The 26437-nt window shown below is 67.2% G+C and carries 17 protein-coding genes; 11 read left to right on the forward strand and 6 right to left on the reverse strand.

Annotated elements, in window-relative coordinates:
* The first annotated feature begins 233 nt into the window (after window positions 1-233).
* From J7500_RS09260 to J7500_RS09270, 3 genes are all read left to right on the forward strand, one after another.
* Window positions 234-635, forward strand: a complete 402-nt coding sequence (locus J7500_RS09260; protein ID WP_294061422.1) for an endonuclease domain-containing protein — start codon at window positions 234-236, stop codon at window positions 633-635.
* Window positions 636-791: 156 nt separating this feature from the next.
* Entirely contained in the window at window positions 792-1217 is a 426-nt protein-coding gene (locus J7500_RS09265; RefSeq protein WP_294061423.1) for a thiol-disulfide oxidoreductase DCC family protein, read from the forward strand.
* 20 nt (window positions 1218-1237) lie between these two features.
* A complete protein-coding gene (locus tag J7500_RS09270; RefSeq protein ID WP_294061424.1) occupies window positions 1238-2917 on the forward strand; it encodes an SDR family oxidoreductase in 1680 nt (559 codons plus the stop codon).
* Between the two features lie 111 nt (window positions 2918-3028).
* On the opposite strand, the gene J7500_RS09275 is transcribed toward J7500_RS09270, so the two are convergent.
* From J7500_RS09275 to J7500_RS09295, 5 genes are all read right to left on the reverse strand, one after another.
* Window positions 3029-4330, reverse strand: a complete 1302-nt coding sequence (locus tag J7500_RS09275) for an OmpP1/FadL family transporter (RefSeq protein ID WP_294061425.1) — start codon at window positions 4328-4330, stop codon at window positions 3029-3031.
* A gap of 64 nt (window positions 4331-4394) precedes the next feature.
* Complete coding sequence (locus J7500_RS09280) at window positions 4395-4802, reverse strand: DUF2147 domain-containing protein (RefSeq protein ID WP_294061426.1); 408 nt, start codon at window positions 4800-4802, stop codon at window positions 4395-4397.
* 165 nt (window positions 4803-4967) lie between these two features.
* Window positions 4968-6764 carry an acyl-CoA dehydrogenase C-terminal domain-containing protein gene (locus J7500_RS09285; RefSeq protein WP_294061427.1) on the reverse strand — a complete coding sequence of 599 codons (1797 nt, stop codon included), beginning with the start codon at window positions 6762-6764 and terminating at the stop codon, window positions 4968-4970.
* An 11-nt stretch (window positions 6765-6775) separates the two neighbouring features.
* Window positions 6776-9103, reverse strand: coding sequence for a 3-hydroxyacyl-CoA dehydrogenase/enoyl-CoA hydratase family protein (locus J7500_RS09290; RefSeq protein ID WP_294061428.1), 2328 nt, complete (start codon window positions 9101-9103; stop codon window positions 6776-6778).
* The gene (locus J7500_RS09295) at window positions 9104-10237 is read right to left on the reverse strand and encodes a thiolase family protein (RefSeq protein WP_294061429.1); all 1134 of its coding nucleotides are present in this window, start codon (window positions 10235-10237) and stop codon (window positions 9104-9106) included. It lies immediately after the preceding gene.
* 142 nt (window positions 10238-10379) lie between these two features.
* Between J7500_RS09295 and J7500_RS09300 the strand changes: the two genes are divergently transcribed.
* Together J7500_RS09300 and J7500_RS09305 are read left to right on the forward strand one after the other, a co-directional pair.
* Window positions 10380-12050 (forward strand): long-chain fatty acid--CoA ligase, encoded by a 1671-nt coding sequence (locus J7500_RS09300; protein ID WP_294061430.1) that lies wholly within the window; start codon window positions 10380-10382, stop codon window positions 12048-12050.
* Window positions 12047-12442 carry a MerR family DNA-binding transcriptional regulator gene (locus tag J7500_RS09305; RefSeq protein WP_294061431.1) on the forward strand — a complete coding sequence of 132 codons (396 nt, stop codon included), beginning with the start codon at window positions 12047-12049 and terminating at the stop codon, window positions 12440-12442. Before J7500_RS09300 ends, J7500_RS09305 begins: the two co-directional genes overlap by 4 nt.
* 197 nt (window positions 12443-12639) lie before the next feature.
* Here the strand turns inward: J7500_RS09305 and J7500_RS09310 are convergent, their stop codons facing one another.
* Window positions 12640-13380 carry a FadR/GntR family transcriptional regulator gene (locus J7500_RS09310; RefSeq protein WP_294061432.1) on the reverse strand — a complete coding sequence of 247 codons (741 nt, stop codon included), beginning with the start codon at window positions 13378-13380 and terminating at the stop codon, window positions 12640-12642.
* Window positions 13381-13559: 179 nt separating this feature from the next.
* Here J7500_RS09310 and manD point away from each other — a divergent pair, with 179 nt between their 5' ends.
* The 6 genes from manD to J7500_RS09340 all read left to right on the forward strand — a co-directional run bounded on the left by manD (window position 13560) and on the right by J7500_RS09340 (window position 26385).
* Entirely contained in the window at window positions 13560-14771 is a 1212-nt protein-coding gene (gene manD, locus J7500_RS09315) for a D-mannonate dehydratase ManD (RefSeq protein WP_294061433.1), read from the forward strand.
* A 43-nt stretch (window positions 14772-14814) separates the two neighbouring features.
* Entirely contained in the window at window positions 14815-17874 is a 3060-nt protein-coding gene (locus tag J7500_RS09320) for a sugar-binding domain-containing protein (protein ID WP_294061434.1), read from the forward strand.
* 4 nt (window positions 17875-17878) lie between these two features.
* A complete protein-coding gene (locus J7500_RS09325; RefSeq protein ID WP_294061435.1) occupies window positions 17879-19270 on the forward strand; it encodes a glycoside hydrolase family 28 protein in 1392 nt (463 codons plus the stop codon).
* 239 nt (window positions 19271-19509) lie between these two features.
* Window positions 19510-21804, forward strand: a complete 2295-nt coding sequence (locus J7500_RS09330; RefSeq protein WP_294061436.1) for a PAS domain S-box protein — start codon at window positions 19510-19512, stop codon at window positions 21802-21804.
* A gap of 417 nt (window positions 21805-22221) precedes the next feature.
* Complete coding sequence (locus J7500_RS09335; protein ID WP_294061437.1) at window positions 22222-23049, forward strand: glycoside hydrolase family protein; 828 nt, start codon at window positions 22222-22224, stop codon at window positions 23047-23049.
* A 303-nt stretch (window positions 23050-23352) separates the two neighbouring features.
* Complete coding sequence (locus tag J7500_RS09340) at window positions 23353-26385, forward strand: TonB-dependent receptor (RefSeq protein WP_294061438.1); 3033 nt, start codon at window positions 23353-23355, stop codon at window positions 26383-26385.
* Window positions 26386-26437: the final 52 nt, after the last annotated feature.

Genomic DNA, 26437 nt, shown 5'->3' on the forward strand with positions numbered 1-26437 from the left:
GGCGCTCGGTGCGTTCAGCGGCACCGCGGTCGCCTTTCTCTCCCCTTCCTTGCAGGGAGGGGCGCCTTGTTGCGTTAGCGGCCTGGCAGCATTTGGCGCATGCTCTCCGAGACGCAATGTCCGATTTTGGGTGGGAAGCCGACGTTGCGTGAGGACAGCGCATTTGCTCTCTTGATCCTCCCCCGGAGGGGGAGGGGGACCAGCCGGAGGCTGGTGGAGGGGTAGGTCGCCGCATGCTGCACGGGCCGAAGCGAACCCAAAAACGCGCCGCAAAGCTGCGCCGCGAGATGAGCCTGCCGGAGGTGCTGTTGTGGCAGCAATTGCGCACGCGCCCCGGCGGGTTGCGATTTAGGCACCAGCACCCTGCCGGCGGATATTCGCTCGATTTTTTCTGTGCCCGCTACAAGCTGGCGATCGAGGTCGACGGCGAAGCCCATGATCGCGGCAATCAGCCGGAGCATGACGCTGCCCGGGACGCGTGGCTGCGATCACAAGGCGTGCGCGTGCTCAGGATACCGGCCGCCGAAGTCCTCTCCAACCTTGATGGCGTCGTGCTCCACATCACCAACGTCGCTCGCGGCGAATACCCCTCCACCGGCTTCGCCGGTCCCCCTCCCCCTCCGGGGGAGGATTGAAGACGTCCGCAATCGGGGCATTAGCCGCCAGGCCGCTTTTGGCGTCCGGATTGCGGGTTCGAATGTCTGAGATCGGGTGGAGGTGCTCGATCAGCTTTCGGGTTGAGGACCACGCCAAGCCGTCCTAGCCTCTGCTTCGGGCTGCGGGAGGGGGATGTGCGCAACGAGGATCAAGCCGCGCGGGAAGCGGAAGGGCCGATCATCCTCTTCGATGCCGAGTGCGTGCTCTGTTCGGCCAACGCCCGGTTCGTGCTGACGCACGACAAGGCCGGCGTCTTTCGGCTGGCCTCCATGCAAGGCGAAGTCGGCGCGGCGGTCTACCGCCGGCACGGGATGGACCCGCGCAATCCCAGCAGCATGCTCGTCGTCGAAGCCGACCGGATGCGTCAGGACAGCGACGCCGTGCTGAGCATCTACGAGAGGCTGGGTTTTCCCTGGCGCCTGCTCGGGATCCTGCGCATCGTGCCGGCGATCCTTCGCGATCCGCTGTATCGGTGGGTGGCACGCAATCGCTACCGCCTGTTCGGCAAGCGCGAGACCTGCTGGGTCGCGCCGTCGGAATATCGGCACAGGCTCCTGTGAGTAGAGCGAACCCGGCCAAGATGAAAATCCTGATCCTCGGCGGCTACGGCGTGTTCGGCGGACGCCTGGCGGAGCTTCTTGCCGACCTGCGGGAAGTCGAGCTTCTCATCTGCGGTCGCGACTTGTCGCGCGCCGCGGCTTTCTGCGCGCGATACGATGGACAGGCGCGAGTCCACCCGGTCGCATTGGACCGCGCGGACATCGTCGCCGGGTTGCGCGTGCACAGGCCCGATCTCGTCGTCGATGCTTCCGGACCGTTCCAGGATTACGGAGCCGATCGGTACGGCGTCATTTCGGCATGCATCGACGCCGGGATCGATTATCTCGATTTCGCGGACGCCGCGGATTTCGTGTTCGGCGTTCCCCAATTCGATGCACAGGCGAAGGCGGCGGGAGTATTCGTGCTGTCGGGCGTCAGCAGCTTTCCGGTGCTCACTGCCGCCGTTCTGCGCGAGATCGCGACGACGATGGACATCGTCTCGGTCGATGGCGGCATCGCGCCTTCGCCCTACGCCGGGATCGGGCTCAACGTCATGCGCGCGGTGGTCGGCTATGCCGGCGCTCCGGTGAAGCTGTGGCGCGACGGAGGGCCATCGCAGGGTATCGGTCTTGCGGAAAGCCTGCGCGCGACGATCGCGGTTCCCGGCCGGCTGCCGCTTCGCAACATCCATTTCTCGCTCGTCGATGTGCCGGACCTGCAAGTGATCCCCCCGGAACATCCCACAATGACCGACATCTGGATGGGCGCCGGTCCGGTGCCAGAAATCCTGCACCGGATTCTCAATCTGCTCGCGATGGCCCGGGCCAGGCTGGGGCTGCCCTCGCTCGAGCCCTTTTCCCGGCTCTTCTACGCGGTGCTCAACCGGATGCGCTTTGGAGAGCATCGCGGGGGCATGTTCGTTCGCGCGCGAGGCATTTCCCATGGGCGGGCGGTCGAGCGGAGCTGGCATCTGTTGGCCGAGGGAGACGACGGCCCCTACATCCCGTCGATGGCGGTCGAGGCGGTGGTCCGCAAGATGCTGGCGGGAACCCGCCCCGAGCCGGGCGCCCGATCGGGCGTCCGGGCGCTGGAACTCGAAGACTATGACCGGTTGTTCCAGGGCCGGCGGATCTACACCGGGTTTCGCGCGCCGGAGGACGACGCCCCGCTGTACCGTAGGATCCTGGGATCGGCCTTTTCCACGCTGCCGCTGCGGCTTCGGGAGCTTCACGGCAGCGCCGCCGCGCGCGAATGGACGGGCTTCGCCGAAGTTCGACGCGGCCGCGGGCCGGCTGCCGCGATCGTGGCTGCGCTGTTCGGCTTTCCGCGTGGCGCGTCGAAGGTGCCGGTCACGGTGCGGTTCTCGCCGCAGGGCGATGCCGAGCGCTGGGTCCGCAATTTCGGCGGCCGGCGCTTCTCATCGGTCCAATCGGTCGGCACCGGCAGGAATGAGCATCTTCTGGTCGAACAATTCGGGCCGGCCAGGTTCGCGCTTGCCTTGGTCGTGGAGAGCGGCCGTCTGGCGTTGGTCCCGAGGCGATGGTCGCTCTTCGGAATTCCGATGCCGAAATTCCTGCTTCCCACCGGCTTGAGCTTCGAGACCGAACGGGAGGGCCAATTCTGCTTCGACGTCGAAATCTCGATGCCCTTGATCGGGCGTATCGTGGCGTATCGGGGCACGCTGCGCAGGGCCGACGACCTCGTCCGAACGGCTGCCTAGCGGGCCTGTCGGCGGGCCGGAAAGCGGCATGAAGGGGAGGGCGCCACGCCAGTCGGCGTGCTTCCTCCCCCTCCGTCAGGCGCCGCTGGACGCGGCGCCTGGATCAACCCTTTAGAACGTCACCTTGCCGCCCAGCGACAGCACCACCGCATGCGCGTTGGCGAGCTGGCCTTTGGTGAGGATCGTGGTCTGCGCGGCGGTGCCGGCGAAGGCCGCGGTCGGGCGGTCGATCGGGGCGTTGTCGAACGAGACATAGTTGGCGCCCGCGTCGATCGCGAAGTGCGGGGTGAAGTTGTAGGTCGCGCCCGCGCCGAAGTTCCAGCGGTTGGAATCGGGCACGCGCGCGTCGCGCAGCCCGTCCTGCGTGGGGGTGAGACCGCGCTGCACGCCGGCGCGCACCGTCAGCTTGTCCGTCGCGGCCAGGTCGAAGCCGCCCGCCACGCTGAAGGTGTTGCGATAATTCTCGGGGAGCGACGTGTTGAGCGGCTCGCCGAGGTGGATCGCGTCGAAATCGGCCCAGGTGTAGCGCACCACCTGGCTGTTGAAGGTGAGCTGCGGAGTCACGCGGAAGCGCGCGCCGACGATGATCTGCGCCGGCGTGTAGAAGCTCGCCTCGATGTCCGAGAGCTGCATGTTCGAGCCGGCGAGCGGGCCGAGCAGGCCGCTGATCTCCAGGTCGCCCTTGAGGTTGTGCTTGATGCCCGACTTGTAGGCGACGCCGACGGTCAGGAAATCATTGTGCATCTGGAAGCCGGCGCTCCAGCCGAAGTCCCAGCCATTGCCCTTGAGCGTCTGCTGGCCGTCGGGAAGCGTCGCGAGCACGTTGGGCAGCGCATTGCTCAGGCTGGCGTCGGTATATTCGGCGTTGAGCGCGGCGCCGACGCGCAGCCAGTCGGTGAGCGCGACGGCGACCGAGGGCTGGACGTCGATGGTGAGCAGCTTGGTGCGATCCGCGCTGTAGCGGGTCCAGCTGTCGGCGTCATAGTCGGTGGTGAAGCTGTAGGGCGAGGTCACCGCGAGGCCCACCGCGACGCGGTCGCCGAGCGGCACCGAGATCGCGCCCGAGGGCAGCACGCCGTTGTTGATCGGGTTGCGCGCGATCGGATTGCCGCCGACGGGCGCGAAGGGCTGGCCGGGGCGGCGGATGGTCGTGCCGGTGTCGACGACTTCGCCGCGCGGCAGGATCGCCGCGGCGGCGATGGCGGCCTCGGCTGCGGTCGAGCCGGCGATCGCGGCGGGGTTCCACCAGAGCGACTGGGCGCCCGTGTCGGCAACCTCGCCCGAGAAGGCGCGGCCGGCGCCGCGGGCGGACTGTTCCTGGAGGTAGAAGGCCTGGGCGTTTGCGGTGCCGGCGAAGGCGACCAGCGACGCGAGCGACGAAGCGGCGGCAAGCGATGCCTTGAGGTACGACATGATACTCTCCCCTTAAGCAGTTACTGAAAGCAGTTACGCAACCAACGTGGATGCCTGTGCCGCGTCAGCCGACGCGGGTCCAGGTCTGGGTCTTGCAGAATGGCTTGAACACGCAGCCGCGCAGCTTGAGCTGGTTGGGCCCGGCGAGCGTGATCTCGGCGCTGTAGGTCTTGCCGTCGTCGGCATTATAGATCTTGCCGCCGTACCAGCCCTGGCCTTCCTGGCGGAAGCCGCCGAGGATCTGCAGGCCCTTGAGCGGGCGGTTGCGCAGCGCAGCGTTGCTGTTCTTCGCGTCCCTGAGGTTCGGATTGGTGCGCAGCGCGTCCGAGGTGAGGATGCGCCCGCAGATCGAGGGTCCGCAGCGCTGGATCTCGACGATCGCATTGCGCGTCTCGGTCTTCCAGCGGCCGACGACCGCGTCGGGCTGCTGGGGGGCGCTGGCGAGCGCGAGTCCGGCCAGAAGCAGCATCATGTCTTTCTCTCTCCTAACGGCCTTATGCGAGGGCACGGCACCCTCGGCCTATGGGCGCCGTTTGTTTCCCCTATTCGTCAAAAGTCAAACGTTAGCGTTCGAATCTTGACGTAAGCGGAAGCCAAATACGCCCGGCCGTCGTGGATTCCCGACAGCCGGAGCGCGTCAGAAGGCTTCCGGTTCCAATCCCATTACCGATCGCTTGCCCGATTTGATCGCGACGAACAACGCGGTCGCCTGCGGAAGGACGCGATCGAAGAAGAAGGCGGCGGTGGCGAGCTTGGCCTTGTAGAAGCCGGGCTCGTCGGTTCCGGCCTCGAGCTTCGCCTTGGCGATGCGCGCGGCCTTGAGGAACGTGAAGCCCATGCCGACCAGCCCGAGCATCCGCAGATATTCGGTCGCGGCGGCGCCGGCTTCCTCGGGGTCCTTCATGCCCTTCTGCGCGATCGTCGCGGTGGTGAGCTGGAGCGCGCCGAAGCTCTGGTAGAGCGCGGCGGTGAAGGCGGCGAGCTGCTTGTCGGGGTTGCCGGTCATCTCCTCGCACAGTCCCGAGACCGCGTGGAAGAAGGGGCGCAGCGCCCGGCCCATGTTCGCGGCCATCTTGCGCCCGACCAGGTCGAGCGCCTGGACGCCGTTGGTGCCTTCGTAGATCTGGGTGATGCGCGCGTCGCGGACGAACTGCTCGACGCCATGCTCGCGGATATAGCCGTGCCCGCCATAGGTCTGGACGGCGAGGTTGGCATTGTCCGAAGCCAGATCCGTGAACAATGCCTTCACGACCGGAGTCATAAGCGCGACGAAATCGGCAGCGCGCGCCTTTTCGGCGGGGTCGGTGGCGTGCTTCTCGGCATCGAGCGCGCGCGAGACCCATTGGCCGAGGGCGCGACAGCCTTCGGCATGAACGCGCATCGTCATCAGCATGCGGCGAACGTCTGGGTGGACGATGATCGGATCGGCGGGAAGGTCGGGCCGGGCGGCGCCGGCGAGCGCGCGGCCCTGGAGCCTCTCGCGGGCATAGGCGACCGCCGACTGATAGGCGATCTCGCCGACGCCGAGGCCCTGAATGCCCACCGAGACGCGCTCGGTGTTCATCATCGTGAACATCGCTGCGAGGCCCTTGTTGGGCTCGCCGACCAGCCAGCCGGTCGCATCGTCGAAGGCGAGCTGGCAGGTGGCCGAGGCCTTGAGCCCCATCTTGTGCTCGATCCCGGCAACCGAAACGCCGTTGCGGGGACCGGGCGTGCCGTCGTCCTTCGGCAGGAACTTGGGCACGAGGAACAGGCTGATCCCGCGCACGCCGGCCGGCGCATCGGGAAGGCGCGCGAGGACGAGGTGGATGACGTTGTCGGTCAGGTCATGGTCGCCGGCCGAGATGAAGATCTTCGAGCCGCTGATCTTGTAGCTGCCGTCGCCCTGCGGCACCGCCTTGGTGCGCAGCAGGCCGAGATCGGTGCCGCAATGCGCCTCGGTAAGGCACATGGTGCCCGACCATTCGCCGCTGACCATCTTGGGCAGATAGGCGCGCTTGAGGGCCTCTGAACCATGGCCCTCGATCGCAGTGGTCGCGCCGTGGGTGAGGCCCGGATAGAGGCTGAACGACAAGTTCGCTGCGCAGATCATCTCCTCGACGAGCTTGTTGACGCTCTCGGGCAGGCCCTGGCCGCCCCATTCGGGGTCGGAGGCGAGCGCGGCCCAGCCGGCCTCGCGGAACCGCTCATAGGCCGCCTTGAACCCCGCCGGCGTGCGCACGACGCCATTCTCGAGCGTGCAGCCCTCGATGTCGCCCGTGGCATTGAGGGGCAGGAGAACCTCCTGCGCCATGCGCGCCGCCTCGTCGAGCACCGCGTCGACAAGATCGGGCGTGAACTCCGCGAACTTCTCGATCCCGCCGAACTCGGCCTCGTCGAACAGCTCGTGGAGGACGAAGCGCATGTCGCGCAGGGGAGCTTGATAGACTTGCATCGTTCTTCCGATCAGTTGCGCAGCGGCTTGCCGGTCTCGAGCATGTGCTCGACCCGCGCCTGGGTTCGGCTGTCCTTGACGCTGGCGATGAAGGCCTGGCGCTCGAGCTTGAGGATCTGCTCCTCGGTGACGGTGTCCACCAGATCGGCCTCGCCGCCGGTGAGCACAGTCGCGAGCCGGCCCGCGACGACTTCGTCATAGGCCGTGGCGACCCCCTTGGCGCGGAAGTCGTGGACGACGCCGGCGACGCCGGTCCGGCCGCTTTCGCCGGCGAGACGGAAGACCGGCTTCTCGGGCGGAGCATAGCCGTCGACCAGCGCCAGAGCCTTCGCCTTGGCGTCGGCGAGCAGGCGGTCACGGTTCATCGTGATGCCGTCCGAGGGGCGAAGGAAGAGCATCTCCTTCGCCTCGGCCGCCGACTTGGAGACCTGGGCGGTCGAGATCATCTCGAACACCTTGGCGAGCGGGGGCATCGGGCCCTTGGGGACCATCGGCGCCTTGGCGTAGCGATCGAGCAGCTCGCCATTGCCACCCCAGCCGGGGACCAGCCCGACGCCGGCCTCGACGAGCCCGATATAGCTCTCGGCATGTGCCTGGATCGCGTCCGAATGGAGCAGGATCTCGCAGCCGCCGCCCAGCGCCATGCCCGCAGGTGCGGAGACGACGGGGAAGGGGGCGTATTTAAGCGCTTTGTAAGCTTGCTGGCCGGCGGCGATGAGCTTGTCGATCTCGCTCCAGGCGGCGATGTTCACGGCGAACATGGCGAGGCCGAGGTTGGCGCCGGCGGAGAAGTTCGAGCCTTCGTTGTAGACGACCAGCGCCTTGAACTGCGCCTTCACCAGCGGGATCGCCTGCTGGATGAGCTTCATCACCTCTTCGTCGAGCGCATTCATCTTGCCGGTGAACTCGAGGCAGGCGACGCTGTCGCCCACATCCCACAGCGCGGCGGAGGCAGTCTTCGCCAGCGGCTGGCTCGCGAGCTTGACGTCTTCGAGCAGCAGCACGCCCTCGGGTCGCACCACGTCGCGATATTCGCCAGCGGCAGTGAGATACTGACGCTTGCCGTTCTCGACACGGTAGAAGGGCCGGTCGCCCGCGGTATCGAGGATCGGCGGGACGGCGCGGCCCTCGGCACGCAGCCGCTCGGCGAACTTGCCCGGGCCGAGCCGGTCGACCAGTTCGAAGGGACCGAACTTCCAGTTGTAGCCGAGCTTCATCGCGTCATCGATCGCGACGACGTCGTCCGCGGCCTCGCCGACCAGCTTGGCGGCATAGGAGAGGACGTTGCCGAGGATCGTCCAGGCATAGGTCCCCGCCTTGCCGGGCAGGCTGACCAGCGCGGCAAGATCGCGCTCGGCGGACGAGGGGAGAGACTCGGGCTTGCGCTCGGGACGGTATTCGCCAGTCGCGAGGTCGAGCGACAGCTTGGTACGGGTGCCGTCGGCGCCCTTGTCGAGCCGATAGAATCCGCCCTTGCCCTTGCGGCCGGTGAAGCCCTCCGCGATCATCTTGTCGACAAGCGGCATCGGCCGCACGGTGTCGAAATAGGGATCGCCCGCCGGGAGCGTCGAGGAAAGGCTCTTCGAAAGCAGCGGCATCAGGTCGACGCCGACGAGATCGACGAGGCCGAAGATGCCGGTCTTGGGCACGCCCATCGGCCGGCCGCCGATCTGGTCGGCCTCCTCGACGGTGAGGCCCTGGTCCATCGCCGCGTTGATCGCGACCGCGAGCCAATAGGTGCCGATGCGATTGGCGATGAAGCCGGGCGTGTCCTTGGCGCGGACGATGCGCTTGCCCATCATCCGGTCGACGAAATCCTCGACCTTCTCCGCAACCGCGGCGTCGGTGTCCATGCCACGCACGATCTCGATCAGCCGCATGTAGCGCGGCGGATTGAAGAAGTGGGTGATCAGGAAGTCGCGCCTGAACTGGTCCGAGCGGCCCTCGACCAGATGGCCGAGCGGAATGGTCGACGTGTTCGACGAGACCGCGGTGCCGGGGCGCTTGAGCGTCTCGAGCTGGGCGTAGAGCGACTGCTTGATGTCGAGCCGCTCGACCACTGCCTCGACGATCCAGTCGCACTCGGCGACGCGATCGAGGTGATCCTCGATATTGCCGGTCTCGACCAGCTTGGCCGCCGCCTTCGACATGAAGGGTGCGGGATCGGTCTTGAGCATCTTGGCGACCGCGCCCTTGGCGATCGCGTCGCGGTCAGTGCCTTCCCTGGGCACGATGTCGAGCAGCAGCACCGGCACGCCGGCGTTGGCGACCTGGGCGGCGATGCCGGCGCCCATCACGCCGGCACCGATCACGCACACCTTTTTGACGGGCTCGGTCATTTATGCGCGCTCCAGCACCGTGGCGATGCCCTGGCCCCCGCCGATGCACTGCGTCGCGAGCGCGTACTTGCCGCCCTCGCGGTCGAGCAGCGCCGCCGCCTTGCCTACGATGCGCGCGCCGGTGGCGCCGAGGGGATGGCCGATCGCGAGCGCGCCGCCGTCGAGGTTGATCGTCTCTTCCTTGAGGCCGAGGTCGCGGATGCAGGCGATCGCCTGGCTGGCGAAGGCCTCGTTGATCTCGACCACGTCGAGGTCGCCGACCTTGAGCCCCGCGCGCTCGAGGGCCTTGGTCGAGGCCTGGATCGGGCCGAGACCCATCGTCTCGGGCTCGCAGCCCGAGATCGCGACCGACTTGATCCGGGCGAGGATCTTGAGCCCGTGCTTGTTCGCGAATTCCTCCGAAGTCACCAGCACGGCGCTGGCGCCGTCGGTGAGCGGCGAGGAAGTGCCGGCGGTGACGGTGCCTTCCTGGCTGAAGGCGGGCTTGAGGCCGGCGAGGACCTCGGCAGTGGTTTCGGGACGGATCGTGCCGTCCTCGCTCACCGTGCCGGTCTTGGTGGTGATCGGCACGATCTCGTCGGCGAGCTTGCCTGCGGCGCGCGCGGCGCCGGCCTTCTGCTGGCTCTTCACCGCAAAGGCTTCCTGCTCGGTGCGGGTGATCTGGTACTTCTGGGCGACGTTCTCAGCCGTCTCGCCCATGCCCATGTACGCGGCGCTCTTCTTGGCCAGCGCGGGGTTGGGAAGGGGGTTGTAGCCGCCCATCGGGATACGGCTCATCGACTCGAGACCGGCGCAGATGAACGCCTCGCCCGCGCCGATCTGGATCTGGCCCGCGGCGATGTGGATCGCGCTCATCGACGAACCGCAGAAACGATTGACGGTCATGCCGCCGACCGAAAGCGGCAGGTCCGCGAGCAACCCGACGAGCCGTGCGACGTTGAGGCCCTGCTCGCCCTCGGGGAAGGCGCAGCCCAGGATGATGTCCTCGATCGCGGCCGGATCGACCTTGGTCTTCTCGATCAGCCCGCGAATCACCTGGGCGGCGAGATCGTCGGGGCGGACACGGGCAAGCTCGCCCTTGCCGGCGAGGTGGAACGGCGAACGGGCATAGCCCGCGATCACGATATTGGTCATCGTTTCCTCTCAGTCGAACCAAGCCAGGGCTTGCCGCATCACCTAAAGGTGCGCTACCTGACGTTTACGTCAACGGTATAAGGCGCCGCGTGTCTAGGGGCAACGGGGCGCCGCACAAAAAAGTGGAAAGGAAGCCGCCGAAATGCAGATCGCACGCGCCGAAGGCGAGGCGCTCCACTCGCCGCCGAGGCTGCTGACCGAAGTGTTCGAAGACACGGTCGCGCGGCACGGCGCCTGGCCCGCGATCGACTTCATGGGGCGAGTCACGCGGTACGACGCGCTCGCGCGGATGGTGGATCGCGCGGCCGCGGGGCTCCAGGCGCTCGGCGTGAAGCAAGGTACGCGCGTGGCGCTGTGCCTGCCCAACATCACCTATTATCCCGTGCTGTTCCTTGCCACGCTGAAGATCGGCGGCATCGTCGTCAACGTGAATCCGCTCTATGTCGAGCGCGAGCTGGCGCATCTGCTCGAGGACTCGGGCGCAGAGGTGATCGCGACCTGCGACGTGCCCGACATCCATGCCCGAGTCTCCAAGGTAGCGGAACGAATGGGCGTGCGGCACGTGATCACTTGCCCCACCGCCGACGCGCTGCCGCCGCTCAAGGCCATTGCCTATCGCCTGCTCAAGCGCAGCGAGATCGCGCGGGTTCCCAAGGATCCGCGGCATATCCTGTTCGCCGAGCTGCTCAGGAAGGGAAGCGCCCCGCGGCCGGTGACGGTCACGCCCGACGCGGTGGCGGTGCTGCAATATACCGGGGGCACCACCGGCGAGCCCAAGGCGGCGATGCTGAGCCATGCCAATCTGGTCGCCAATGCCGACGCCACGTTCGTGCATGCCGGCGGCGACCATCCCGAGCAGGACCGGGTGCTGGGCGTGCTGCCGCTGTTCCATGTCTTTGCGCTGACCACGGTGCTGGGCTTCGGCATCCGCACGGGCAGCGAGATGATCCTGCTGCCGCGCTTCCAGCTCGACCAGGTGCTCAAGACGATCGCGCGGACGCGACCCAATTATTTCCCCGCGGTGCCGACCATCTATGGCGCGATCGCCAAGGCCGCGGCGGAGCGGCGCGTCGACCTGTCGCAGATCCGCGCGTGCATCTCGGGCGGCGCGCCGCTGCCAGAGGAAGTGCGCGTCGCGTTCGAGCGCACCACCGGGGCGCTGGTGGTCGAGGGCTATGGCCTGTCGGAGGCCTCGCCGATCCTGGCGTGCAACCCGATCGGCGGCGTCAGCAAGCGCGGCTCGGCCGGGCGGCCCTATCCCGGCACGACGATCGAGATCCGCGACCGCGACGATCCCGCGCGCATCGTCCAGCCGGGGCAGGTAGGCGAGATCTGCGCGCGCGGCCCGCAGGTGATGCAGGGCTATTGGCATCGGCCGGAGGCGACCGCGGAGGTGTTCGTCGAGGGTGCGCTGCGCACCGGCGACGTCGGCTATCTCGACGCCGAGGGCTATTTGTTCATCGTCGACCGGATCAAGGACGTGATCCTGTGCGGCGGCTACAATGTCTATCCGCGCGTGATCGAGGAAGCGCTGTACGAGCATCCGGCGGTGGCCGAGGCGGTGGTGATCGGCGTGCCCGACGCCTATCGCGGCCAATCCCCCAAGGCATTCGTCACGCTGGCGCCTGGCGGCGCCGCGACGCCCGAGGGGCTGCGCGCCTTCCTGGCGGACAAGGTCAGCAAGATTGAGCTTCCCCGCGAGATCGAAATTCGCGAAACTCTGCCCAAGACGCTGATCGGCAAGCTTTCCAAGAAGGAGCTGGTCGAAGAGGAACGGGCCAAGGCGGCGTCGCGCACGGAGGGCGGGGATTGAGCGAGGGCGAGCAGGAGCTGCACGGAATCCAGGAAGTTGCGGACAGCCTGGGCGTCACCCCGCGCACCCTGCGCTTCTATGAGGACAAGGGGCTGATCGAGCCGCGGCGCGTGGGCAATGCGCGCATCTACACCAAGCGCGAGACCGCGCGGATGCAGCTGATCCTGCGCGGCAAGCGGCTGGGCTTCTCGCTGCGCGACATCCAGGAATTCCTCGACCTCTACGACGCCGACCCGCAGCATCTGGAGCAGATGCGCGCGCTGGCGGCACGATGCCGCGACCGGATGGCGGAGCTGGAGGCGCAGCGCGACGCGCTGGACCAGACGCTGACCGAGCTTGCCGCGATCGAGCGCGAGGCGCTCGCGCGGGTGGAGCAGGTGGGGCGGGGGTAGGGCGCGCGTTCGGTTGAATATTCTCCCCTCCCTGCAAGGGAGGGGTAGGGGGTGGGTGTAGCGGCGGGCGAGGCTCGATGCCTCGACCGGCGCTTTCTGGCCGAACGACTTTAAGTCTTTTTGAGCGCGCAGACGCGCGCACCCACCCCCAACCCCTCCCTTTCAGGGAGGGGAGCACGTCAGGCCGCCCTAACCCCTCACCCGATCACGCGCTGGGCGATGCGGCTGCGCTGGGCTTCGGCTTCGGCTTCGGCGCGCTGAAGCAGATCGAGGCGCGTGGCTTCGAGCAGGTCCTCGGTCACGCGCGAGAGGTGGGCGCGCATCGTCTCGCGGGCGCGCTGGGGATCGCGGGCCTTGAGTGCCTCGACGATCAGCCGGTGCTCGCCGACGCGCGGGGTGACGCCTTCGCGCCGGGCGCGGGCGAACATGTTGCGGCAGAGCGGCGAGCGCTCGCGCGCCTCCCAGAGCATCTCGACCACCGAGCGGACGAGGCTGTTGCCGGTCGCCTCGGCGACCAGCAGGTGGAAGTGGCGGTCGGCGTCGAGCGCGTCGGGTCCCTCGGCTTCCATGCGATCGAGAAGGCCGTCGAGCTCGGCGAGGGCGGGGGCGTCGATCGACGTGGCGGCGAGCGCCGCCGCCTCGCCCTCGAACAGCACGCGCGCCTCGATCAGTTCGAAGGCGCCGACGTCGAGCTCGGGGGACAGGCCGGTGGCGGGGCGATTGGTCACATAGATGCCCGAGCCGTGGCGCGCCTCGACCAGCCCGCGGATCTCGAGCGCGATCATCGCCTCACGGATCGTTGGGCGGCTGACGTCGAAATCCTCGGCCAACTCGCGCTCGCTGGGCAAGCGGCTGCCCGCGGGGAAGCGGCCGTGGGCAATGGCTTCGGCGATCTTCTCGGCAATTGCCTGGTAGAGCTTGCGCGGACTGGTCTGCATGGCCGCAGCTATCTCATAATCCGGGACGCGGGACAAGTATTGGCCTTACCACTTTGGCGCGCGTCTCACTATCGGGGAGAGGCGCTGCAACCCGAACGGAGCGGCAGAGTGGCTTGACAAGGCGTTGGTGCTGGCCGACCAATGCGGATTGAGACGTCATACCAATTAGCGAGACCAAAATGCCCCGCATCACTTCCGCCCGCGTGATCGTCACTTGCCCCGGCCGCAACTTCGTGACGCTCAAGATCGAAACCGACGAAGGCGTGTACGGCCTCGGCGATGCGACGCTCAACGGCCGCGAGCTGGCGGTGGTGAGCTATCTCGAGGACCATGTGATCCCGTGCCTGATCGGCCGGGACGCGCACCGGATCGAGGACATCTGGCAGTATCTCTACAAGGGCGCGTACTGGCGGCGCGGGCCGGTCACCATGACGGCGATCGCCGCGGTCGACATGGCGCTGTGGGACATCAAGGGCAAGGTCGCCGGGCTCCCCGTCTACCAGCTGCTGGGCGGAGCGAGTCGCGAGGGCTGCATGGTCTATGGCCACGCCAACGGATCGGACATTGAGGAGACGATCGAGCGCGCGCACGAATATCTGGAGCAGGGCTACAAGGCCGTGCGGCTGCAGTCGGGCGTGCCGGGACTGGCGGCGACCTATGGCGTGTCGGGCGAGCGCTTCTACTACGAGCCGGCCAAGGGCTCGCTCCCCGAGGAGACGCTCTGGTCGACTTCGAAGTACATGAACCATGTGCCCAAGCTGTTCGAGCGCGGACGGGATTCGCTGGGCTGGGACATCCACCTGCTCCACGACGTCCACCACCGGCTGACGCCGATCGAGGCGGGGCGACTGGGCAAGGACCTGGAGCCGTATCGCCTGTTCTGGCTCGAGGATGCGACGCCGGCGGAGAACCAGGCCGGCTTCCGGTTGATCCGCCAGCACACCACCACGCCGCTGGCGGTGGGCGAGATCTTCAGCTCGGTGTGGGACGCCAAGCAGCTGATCGAGGAGCAGCTGATCGACTATATCCGCGCGACCGTGGTGCATGCGGGCGGGATCACGCACCTGCGCCGGGTGGCGGCGCTGGCCGACCTCTACCAGGTGCGCACCGGCTGCCACGGGGCGACCGACCTGTCGCCGGTGTGCATGGCCGCGGCGCTGCACTTCGACATCTCGGTGCCCAATTTCGGCATCCAGGAATATATGCGCCACACCGCGGAGACCGACGAAGTCTTCCCGCACGCCTACAGCTTCTCGCAGGGGCTGATGCATCCGGGCGACAAGCCGGGGCTGGGCGTCGACATCGACGAGGTGCTGGCCGCCAAGCACGAATACAAGCGCGCCTATCTGCCGGTGAACCGGCTCGAGGACGGGACGATGTGGAGCTGGTGAAGCCAGCCGAGTCGCAAAAAAATCAATAGGTTGCGGAGGGGTCATGACTATCGGAACGAAGGCGCTCGCGCTGCTTGGCGCGGCTTGTGCGGTGGCTATGGCCGTGCCGGCGATGGCGCATGACGCATCGACCGTCGTCGCCTCGCCGCGGGCTACCTACAACCTCAATCCCGGCTGGCGGACCGCGACGGGCGACGTCGCCGGCGCCGAGCAGCCGGGGTTCGACGACGCCAAGTGGCGGACGGTGTCGCTGCCCAACGCCTTCAACGAGAAGGAGGCCTTCGCGCGCGACATTCGCGATCTCTCGACCGGGATCACCTGGTACCGCAAGCGCGTGACGCTCCCCGCCGGGGCGGAGAAGGGCAAGGCGTTCCTCGAGTTCGAGGGCGTACGCCAGGCGGCCGAGGTGTGGGTCAACGGGCGCTCGGTGGTGCTCTCCGAACATGGCGTGACGGGCTTCGGGGCGGACATCACGGCGATGCTCCGGCCCGGCGAGAACGTCATCGCGGTGCGCGTCGACAACGACTGGAAGTACAAGGAGCGCGCCACCGGCAGCGGGTTCCAGTGGAACGACCGCAATTTCAACGTCAATTACGGCGGCATCACCAAGAACGTCCGGCTGCACCTGGCGGGGCGGCTCTACCAGACGCTGCCGCTCTATTCGACGCTGGGGACGACCGGCCAATATGTCTGGGCCGACGGCTTCGACATCGCGGGCCGCGCCGCGACGGTGCATGCCGAGACGCAGGTGCGCAACGACGACGGCCGGCCGCGCAGCATCGGCTACCGTGTCGAGGTGCGCGACCGCGACGGGCGCGTGGTCGGCCGGTTCGAGGGGCCGGCGGCGACGATCGCCCCGGGCGAGACGCGCACGCTGGCGGCCGAGCGGCGGCTGGACGGGCTCAACTTCTGGAGCTGGGGTTATGGCTATCTCTATCGCGTGACCACCAGCCTGGTCGAGCGCGGCAAGGTGATCGACGCAGTCGACACGCTCACCGGCTTCCGCCAGACGCGCTTCGCCGACGGCATGATCACGCTCAACGGGCGGGTGATCCAGGTCCACGGCTACGCCCAGCGCACCTCGAACGAATGGCCGGCGGTGGGCGTCTCCATCCCGCCGTGGATCAGCGACTTCTCCAACGCGCTGATGGTCGAGAGCGGCGGCAACCTGGTGCGCTGGATGCACATCACGCCGTCGAAGCAGGACATCGAGTCCGCCGATCGCGTCGGGCTGATGCAGGCGATGCCCGCGGGCGACGCCGAGCATGATGTCGAGGGTCGGCGCTGGGAGCAGCGCAAGGAAGTGATGCGCGACGCGATCGTCTATAACCGCAACAATCCCTCGATCCTGTTCTTCGAGGGCGGCAACGAGAGCATCAGCGAAGCGCACATGGCCGAGCTCAAGGCCATCCGTGACGAGTACGACCCGCACGGAGGCCGCGCGATCGGATCGCGCGAGATGCTCGACAGCAAGATCGCCGAGTACGGCGGCGAGATGCTCTACATCAACAAGAGTGCGCACATCCCGATGTGGGCGATGGAATACAGCCGCGACGAGGCCGCGCGCGCCTATCAGGACGAATATACGCCGCCCTTCCACAAGGATTCGCCCGACTATAACCGCAACCAGGACAGCCATGCCGCCGAGGACGTGCGGCGCTGGTGGGACTATTACCGGGTGCGCCCCGGCACCGGCCGCCGAGTGAGCGCAGGCGGGGTCAACATCATCTGGGCCGACAGCAACACCCATTTCCGCGGCGACAACAACTATCGCCGCTCGGGCGAAGTGGATCCGGTCCGGCTGCCCAAGCAGGGCTTCTACGCGCATCAGGTGATGTGGAACGGCTGGGTCGATCCCGAGACGCCGGCCACGCACATCATCGGCCATTGGAACTATGCCGCGGGCACGGTGAAGGACGAGACGGTGGTCTCGAACGGCGAGAGCGTCGAGCTGTTCCTCAACGGCCGCTCGCTGGGCAAGGGCGAGCGCAGCAGCGGCTTCCTGTTCAGCTGGCCCAAGGTGAAATGGGAGCCGGGCACGCTGCGCGCAGTCGCGACGCATGCCGACGGCAGCACCTCCGAGCATCAGGTCGAGACCGTCGGCGAGCCCACCGCGATCCGCCTGACCCCGCGCACGAGCCCGCGGGGCTTCGTGATGGACGGCGCGGACATCGCCTTGGTCGACGTCGAGGTGGTCGACGCCAAAGGGCGGCGCGTGCCGACTGCCTACAACAAGGTCTCGTTCACGCTCGACGGCCCGGCCGAATGGCGCGGCGGCATCGCGCAGGGCGATTCCTCGGGTAAGCCGCGCGCCGAAGTCGCGGTCGAGCAGCAATCGATCCCCGGCACCACCAGCTATGCCGGTACCGCGCGCCAGGAGGACAATTATGTCCTGTCACGCACGCTGCCGGTCGAGGCAGGCGTCAACCGAGTGCTGCTGCGTGCCGGTACCGCCAGGGGCATGGTGCGCCTCACTGCGAGCGCCGAGGGGCTGAAGGGGGCGACGGTGACGATCCCGGTGGTGCTGCCCACCGCGGCGAAGAATGGCCTCTCCACCGACTTCCCGGAGGAGCATCAACCCGGGCTGCTCACGCGCGGGCCGACGCCGGCCGGCCCCTCCTATCGCGTCACGCGCACCGGCTATCTGCCCGCGCAAGTGGTCGCGGGGTCGAACCAGGGCGAGGCCGAGCGCAGCATCGACGACAACGAACTCTCGCGCTGGGCGAGCGACGGCAAGCCCGAGACCGCATGGATCGAATATCGGTTCGATCGGCCGGTGACGCTGGACGAAATCGATCTCAAGCTGGTCGGCTGGCGGTCGCGGAGCTACCCGCTGCGCTTCGTGCTCGATGGCCGCACCGTCTGGGAAGGCACCACCGAGCGCAGCCTTGGCTATGTCGGCCAGTCCTTCCCCGCGGCGACCGGCCGCGTGCTGCGGATCGTTCAGACCGGCCCGGTCACCGACCGCGACGCCTTCGGCAAGATCGTGGAGCTCAGCACTGCGCGTCAGGCCGGCGACACCGGCGCGAACGAAGTCCCGCCCGGCTGGCGGCTCGGCATCGTCGAGGCCGATTTCAACGGCCCGGCCGGGCAGGGGAAATAGGCGGATGCAGCTCGACCGCCGCGCGCTCCTGGGGGCGGGGCTGACCGCCCCGCTGCTCGCCGCGGTCCCGGCGCGTGCCGCGCTGCGCCTTCCGCGGCGGTCCGTCGGGGTCGCGGCGCCGTTCGACATGCCGAGCGTCGCTGTGCCCGACTTCTCCGCGAGCCGGCGTTTCCCGATCACCGACTTCGGGGCGGACCCCGGCGACCAGGCGAAAACCGGCGCGGCGATCGCGCGTGCGATCGCGGCGGCGAATGCCGCGGGCTCAGGCGTGGTGGTCGTGCCCGCGGGCGTCTGGCCGACGGGGAAGGTCCATCTCAAGAGCAACGTCAACCTCCACCTGGCCAAGGGCGCGACGCTGCTCTTCTCCTCCAACCCCGGCGACTATCTGCCGGCGGTGCCGACGAGCTGGGAAGGGTTCGAGTGCTACAATTATTCACCCCTGGTCTATGCCTATGACTGCGAGAATGTCGCGATCAGCGGCGAGGGGCGGCTGAAGGCGCGGCTCGATGTCTGGCAGCTCTGGTATGCGCGGCCCAAGCCGCACCTCGACGCTCTGGTGCGGCTCGACGACATGGCGGCGCGCGGCGTGCCCGTGGCGGAGCGGCAGATGGCGGTGGGCGAGGCGCATCTGCGGCCGCACTTCGTCCAGTTCAACCGCTGCCGCAACGTGCTGGTCGAGGATATCAGCATCGAGGACAGTCCCTTCTGGGTGCTCCACCCCTTCCTGTGCCGCGACGTGGTGATCCGCCGCGTGAAGGTGCGCGCGCACGGGCACAACAACGACGGCGTCGATCCCGAGATGAGCGAGAATGTGCTGATCGAGGATTGCGTGTTCGACCAGGGCGACGACGCCATTGCGATCAAGTCGGGCAGCAACCAGGACGGCTGGCGGCTGGGCGTGCCGAGCCGCAACATCGTGATGCGCGGCTGCCGCGTGAAGAACGGCCACCAGCTCTGCGCGATCGGCAGCGAGCTCTCCGCGGGCATCGAGAACGTCTTCGTCACCGACTGCCATTTCGAGCGCGGCGAAGTCGCGGCGCCGACGCCGATCAACAACATCCTGTTCATCAAGACCAACGAGCGCCGCGGCGGCTTCGTGCGTAACGTCTTCGTCTCGAACGTCACGGCGACCAAGGTGGCGGGCGGCGTGCTGAGCATCGACACCGACGTGCTTTACCAGTGGCGCAACCTCGTGCCGACGCGCGAACGGCGGCTGACGCCGATCGAGAACATCCTGGTGGACAATGTCTGCGTCGACGAAGCGAAGTTCCTGTGCAGCATCAAGGGGCAGGCCGAGCTGCCGGTGCGAAGCGTGGCGCTCAAGGGGGTCAAGGTCGGGCGCTTCTCGGGCACCCCGGTGCTTACCGAGCATGTCGAGGAATTCAGTATCCGCTGACCGCCTGCCCCCGCCGAACGTCCCGCGCAGGGAACCGTGCGAGCCAAGCCAAAGTTGAGCAGAGTTCACGCGTCTTCAAATGTGCGTCATAGTGAAGCCATCGGACCCGTGGCCAAGAACCAAGGCTGATGCCGGACAAGCGAAAGAATAAAAGCGAAATATTGGGTCCGATCGCGCGCGATGTGTCGAGTCGCGATGGAGTCCACAGCGGGATCAGCGGAAACTGGGGACCACGCCCCGTGCCCGATCGCGTCGCGGTATTGCTGCTGCTCGCCTCGGTTGCATGCGGAGCGGCGGCACTCGCCGGCTGGGCGCTCGATTTGCCGCTGCTGCGCACCTTCGGCTTCCTGCGCGTTCCGATCTGGCCGCTGACCGCCGTCGCCTTCTGCTGCCTCTCGCTCGGCCATCTCTCCGCCGGGTTCGGGCAGCGGACGCTCGCGTCGCTGTTATGGGCGGTCGCGCTGCTGATCGTCCTGCTCTCTGCGATTCAGTCTTTTGGCGGCATTGATTTGGGAACAGACCGGTTGCTCTGGGGCGGGATCGTCTTGGACTATCGCATATCCCATCCTGGACGGACCAGCACCAACCCGTCGATCGCGCTCGTCCTGCTGGTGGCGAGCGGCTGGTGCTGGGCGATCGCATCGCGGCGCGAGGGCGTTGCGCGAGATACGGCGCGCACCTTCGCGCTCGGTCTCGTCGTTATCGCCATGACCTTGGAGGCCACGCTGTTCCTGACGGTGCCGATGGCCGACCGAGATCCCCATTCCTTTTATATTTCGATATCGATGCCGACTGCGGTGATGGCGATGCTCACCGGCGCTGCGCTGCTTCGAACCTATAGCGGGTTCGACTGGCGGGCTTCGCTTGGCTCCAATGCCCGCCACTGGCGCCGCGTGCGCATGGTGCTGATCGTGCTGATGATCCTGCCGCCGGTGCCGTCCGTGCTGCACCTGTTGCTGGTCGCGCGTTCGAAATCAGACGCTAACTATACCGGCACGATGGCGGTGTTGCTGATCAACGTGCTGTTGATCACGCTCGTGCTTTTCTGGGTTTTCGTCCAGGGCGCGCGGGGGCATGCGCAGCGGATCGAGTTGGGCCAGGCACTGGACCAAGCGACGGTGGCGATCACCGATCCCGAGGACCGGCTGCTCTTCTGGTCCAAAGGCTGCGAAAGACTCTATGGCTGGACCGAGAGCGAAGTGCTGGGACAAGCCAAGTCCGGCTTGCTGCTCTCTACCGTGGAGCCATCGCCGCTGCCCGACGGCGCAGCGTTGCCGGGGGCGCTGCACCTGGTGCAGACTGGCCGGGACGGGCGCCGCATCCACGTCAGCGAGCATGTCGAGGAGACTGACAGCCCGGTGCGCGGGCCGATCCGAGTCCATTCGATCCACGACATCACTGCCCGGGTCGAAGCGGTCGCCGCGCGCGAGCGGCATCTCAGCTCGGTCTTCGAAGTCGTGCCGGACGGACTGGTGGTGCTCGACGGCGAGGGGGCCATTCTCCGCTTCAGCCGCGCGGCCGAGCGCATGTGGGGCTGGTCCGAAGACGAGATAGTCGGCAAGCGGCTCGACGCACTGATCGCGGACGGCGAACGCGGCAAGCTCGCGGCCGCGATGGCGCGGCTGGGCGAGGCGCGGGGCACCGCGACTGCGGGCAATGTGGTTTCGGCGACTGCGCGCTCGGCCAGCGGCCAGACCTTCCCCGTCGAGGTCCGGATGGGCGTGGCGCCCGTCGACGGCACCACGCTGTTCACGCTGCTGTTCCGCGACGTGAGCGAGCGGCTGGACAATGAGGCGCATCTCGCCGACCTGAGCGCCGAGCTTGCCCATGTCTCGCGCCAGAACGCGATGAGCGAGCTCGCCGCGGACATCGCGCACGAGCTCAACCAGCCGCTCTGCGCTGTCTCCAATTTCCTCGCGGCGGCGCGCGCCGCAGTGCCGAGCGAAGGGAGCAAAGGGGCGGTCGAGCTGATCGACCAGGCCGGAGAGCAGGCGCAACGCGCAGGCGAAACCATCCGCCGAATGCGCAACTATCTGTCGCGGCACGACGTGGAGATGCAGCTCGAGCCGTTGGCGCCGATGGTGCGCGAGGCCGTCAACCTGGCGCTGGTGGGCACCACCCGCACTGCGATCGAGTTCAGCTGCGCCTTCGACCCCGAGGCCGAGTTCGTGCTCGCCGACCGCATCCAGGTGCAGCAGGTGCTGTTCAACCTGATGCGCAATGCGATCGAAGCGATGCGGCAGCAGCGCACCGCCGATCCGCACATCCGGCTGGAGACGCGTCGCAAGGGCGACGGGTTCGCCGAAGTGACGGTCTCGGACAATGGACCGGGGCTTCCGCAGAAGGTGATCGACCAGCTCTACACGCGCTTCACGACCACAAAGGGTGAGGCAGGGATGGGCATCGGCCTGTCGATTTCCCGGCGCATCATCGACGCGCATGGCGGCGCGTTCGTGGCGGAGAATTCTCCTGGAGGCGGCGCTTCGTTCCGCTTCACCCTGCCGACCCTCGATCCGAACATCGACCTGGAATGATGGGAGATCAAGGGAGGCCTTCTCCGGCCTATTGAAGCGCGCGACCGTTCGCGGCACGCGGGGTTCGTCGCGGGCGCCGGTTGCCGGAGTCGCGACACAGCTCGTCCTGCATGGCACCAAGGTCCTGCCGAAATGACCGACACGCGCTTGACCGGCGCGGCGGGGACCGGTGAGATGCCGGCATGATTTCGCGCCGTACGACTCTGGGCCTGCTCGCCGGCCTGCCGTTCCTGCCCGAGGCTGCACACGGAGCGGAACAACCGATCCCGCCCGAGGCCTGGTCCGAATTCTCGAAGCGACTCCGCCCCATCGGCCGGGTGCTCGAGCTGCCCGATACCTATGTGTGGTGCAACGCCCATCGAGGACGAAAAGGGCCAGGTTCACTTGTTCTTCTCGCGCTGGCCCAAGGCGCGCGGGATGGCCGGCTGGATCAGTGCGTGCGAAATCGCGCACGCCGTCGCCGAGCGGCCCGAGGGGCCGTACACGATGGTCGGAACGGTGCTCAGCCCGCGACCGGGCATGTGGGACGCCACGACCTGCCACAACCCGCACATCCGCAAGGTGGGAAACCGGTACGCGCTCTTCTACATGGGCAATTCCAACGGACGCACCGACACCAAGCGCATCGGCCTGGCGCTGGCGGACTCGCTCGACGGGCCCTGGACGCGCATGGACGCGCCGCTGCTGCAGCCCGGCCCGGCAGGCGCGTGGGACGACCATTGCACCACCAATCCGTCGCTCATCCAGCACCCCGATGGCCGGTTCTGGCTCTATTACAAGTCCTGGAACACGGCCGAATATGAGCATGGCGTGCCGCCGGTCCGCGGCAATCGCAAATATGGGCTGGCAGTCGCCGACCGGCTCGAAGGGCCGTATCATCGCCACTCGCCGCGACCGGTGATCGACTTCTCAGGCATGGGCAACAACCAGCAGATCGAGGATGCGTTCTTCTGGCTCGAGGACGGGCGCTTCCGGCTGGTGTCGCGCGACATGGGCGTGTTCAGCCACAAGGTCGGGCTGTACATGGAGTCGAGAGATGGGCTTTCCTGGTCGGCCCCCAAGGTCGCCTTCGGCCCGGTCGCCGATTACGTCCAGCAGCCGCCGGCGCCCAAGCATCTGAGCAAATACGGCCGCTTCGAGCGCCCGCAGCTGCTGCTGCGGAACGGCCATCCGGCCTATCTCTTCACGACCAGCCAGGGCGGCGCATACGAAACGGCCTCGCCGTTCATCTTCCGGATCGTCTGACCGAATTGCCCTGACCGTTGCCTGCGGCGGTTTGCTCTGCCGCTCGGCTATCTTCGTCTGATTACTCCGGAATTCTGGGGACTTTCTGCGCATCGAGAGGGAGCGCCGTTCCCGCGCGTAGGTAACCGCTGACAACGGCGGAAACGGGTCGTCGCATCTTCACAGGTAAAAATCGCTGACACCGTTGCCAGATTGAAATAAGTATGACTAGAAATGTTCCAGTCACGAATCGTGCACCCGTCAGAGGAGCCGGTGACTCGGCACGGATGATCGTCCTTGCCGCATCAGGAAGGGGAGGATCGGATGGCGAATCTTCGATCGACCAACGCCGGGCTCGGCGAATCCACATTGGCACGCACGGGCGTTTCGCTGGTCGCCGTAATGGCGATGACGGCCGCGGTCCCGGCATGGGCTGCGAAGCGGGACGAGACTCCGTCCGCCGGCGACGCGCAGCAAAGCGCGCAGGCAGCGCCCGCCGCTGGCCAGGAGGACGGGGCGATCGTCGTCACCGGCCGCCGCGCCGCGCTCCAGTCGGCCGACGAGCGCAAGCGCAACGCCGAGACGATCATCGACTCGGTCGTCGCCGACGATGCTGGCAAGCTTCCCGACAATTCGATCACCGAAGTGCTGCAGCGCGTGGCGGGCGTCACCATCGTGCGCTTCGCCGCGCTCAACGACCCCGACCATTATTCGGTGGAAGGCGCGGGCATCCAGGTCCGCGGCCTCACCGGCGTCGCCTCGCGCCTCAACGGCCGCGAGATCTTCAGCGCCAACAACGGCCGCGCGCTCCAGTTCGCTGACGTGACTCCCGAGCTGATGGCCGCGGTGGACGTGTACAAGGCGTCGACCGCCGACCTGATCGAGGGCGGCACCGGCGGCCAGATCGACCTGCGCACCAAGGTGCCGTTCGACTATTCGGGCGGCTTCCACGTCGCTGCCACGGGTGACCTGAGCCTGGGCGACCTGGCCGAGAAGGCGGACCTTTCGGGCTCGATCCTGGTGACCGACCGCTGGTCGACGCCGATCGGCGACATCGGCATCCTGGCGGACGTCGCCTACAGCCGCCTCAACTCGGCCTCCCACTTCTTCCGCGTCGAGCCCTATTACCGGACGCGCATCAGCGGCGCCGATTATTACGTGCCCGGCGGCTATACCTTCGGCGAGGAGCAGTTCCAGCGGACGCGCACCGGCATCTATGGCGCGATCCAATGGGCACCGTCGCCTGACCTGACGCTGACCGGCACTTTCTTCCAGTCGCGCTACAAGAACCGGTCGGGCGACTGGGGTTCGTTCGTGTCGTCGCAGACGCTGGCGGTGGACCCCGCCAACAGCGACTTCGACGAGAACAACATCCTGATTTCGACGCCGTCGCTGTACAACCGCGATCCCGCCACCTTCCTTCCCGGCGGATCGATCACCACGGGCGGCAACAAGGGCGCCTATGACAGCACGACGCGGACGCGCGACTATTCGCTGGCCTTCGACTGGTCGCCGGCGGACGGCCCGCTGTCGCTCAGGGGCGCGTTGCAGCGTGTCGAATCGACGCAGATCTACGATCGCCTCGACGTGTTCCGCGACGTCGCCTTCCCCTCAGGCTTCGGGCTAGACCTGAGCGGCGACCTGCCGGTGGTAAGCGTGCCGGCGGGCACGCAGGCGGCGTTTCTCAATCCGGCGAACTATTTCTGGACCGCGACGATGCCGCACAACGACGACAACAAGGGGCGTCTCGATTCGGCGAACCTTGATGTCGAATATGAGTTCGACAACAGCTTCTTCCGTTCGATCAAGGCCGGCGCGCGCTATGCCGAGCGGACCGAGCGCGACTTTACCAACGGGTACAACTGGTCGGCGCTGGGCCGCGGCTGGAACGGCGACCCGCAGATGACCTATGCCAACGCCGCCCCTGGCGACGTCGAGCTGCACGTCTTCCGCAACTTCTTCCACGGCGAGGCGGTGCTGCCGGCTAACCTGATGTTCGCGACCGACGATCTGGTCCGAACATATGATCGCGTGCTTCTGCATTCGTCGCCGCCCGCCGGCTTCTGCGCCGGGCGCGAGTTCGACTGCTCGGCTTCGGGCCCACTGCCCGATTCGACCTATGGCGGTCCCGGCTACCGGGCGGTCGGCTTCATCCTGCCGGGCGATCGGACCGACAACAAGACCCGCAACCTGGCGGGCTATGTGCTCGCGCGCTTCGGTTCGACCGATCCCGGCCAGATTTCGGGCAACGTCGGCGTGCGCGTGGTGAATATCCGCAACGAGGGAAGCGGCTACATCCAGCAGAACGCCACGAGTTTCGTGCGCAACGGGCAGACGTACACGCTGGGCGCGCAGGCGATCCCGCGTGGCGGCAAGACCAATTTCACCTACGCGCTGCCGTCGATCAACGTGGACTTTTCACCAAGCGCCGACACCAAGCTGCGTGCCAGCTACAACATCACGCTCGATCTGCCGACCTTCCAGGCGCTGCGCGCGTCGGGATCGATCGGCGTAGCCACGACGGACAACACAACGGACCCCAACGCGCCGGATTTCTTCACCAACTTCACCGCCGATACCGGCAATCCGCTGCTCAAGCCGACGCTGTCGAACAATTTCGACCTGTCGTTCGAATGGTATCCGCGGGCAGGCACCATGTTCCATCTGGCGCCCTTCTACAAACGCATCACCAACCTGCCGATCTACTCGCTGACGACGCGGGACGTGACGGTGGTCTACACCGACGGATCCACCGAGACCGCGGCGGCCGCCGCGACGGACTATGTCAACGCGACCGAGGCGGCGACGGTGAAGGGCGTCGAGGTCGGGGGGCGCATCTTCTTCGACATGCTGCCCGGCTTCCTTGGCGGCTTCGGCTTCGAGGGCAATTACACCTTCATCGACAGCGACAATCCGGGCGACCTGTATCGCGACATCAACGGCGTCATACGCAACGATGCGCCGCTCGTCGGGCTGTCGAAGCACAATTTCAACGCCACGCTGATGTACGAACGCAAGGCGGTGTCGGCGCGGATCGCCTATTCGTGGCGCTCGCGCTACCTGCAGTCGACCAACAGCAACGGCACCAACCCGACCTACAACTATTACGCCGCGCCGGGCGCTGCGGCCACGCCGATCCAGATCGCGCTGCCGATCTATGGCGGGGCATATGGCCAGCTCGAGGCGGGCGTGCGCTTCAAGGTCACCGAGAATTTCTCGTTCGGCATCCAGGGGACCAACCTGCTCAATTCGATGCAGCGCACGCTGATGGGCGGCTATCCGGGTGGAGCGCTGCTCGGGCGTAGCTGGTTCCAGACCGACAGGCGTATCAGCACCGGCATCAATCTGGCATTCTGAACCCTCCTCGTGGCGGGCCGCACCCGGCCCGCCACCACTTTTTCGGAGTGGG

This window comes from Sphingomonas sp., from assembly GCF_017744835.1.
GTDB lineage: Bacteria > Pseudomonadota > Alphaproteobacteria > Sphingomonadales > Sphingomonadaceae > Sphingomonas.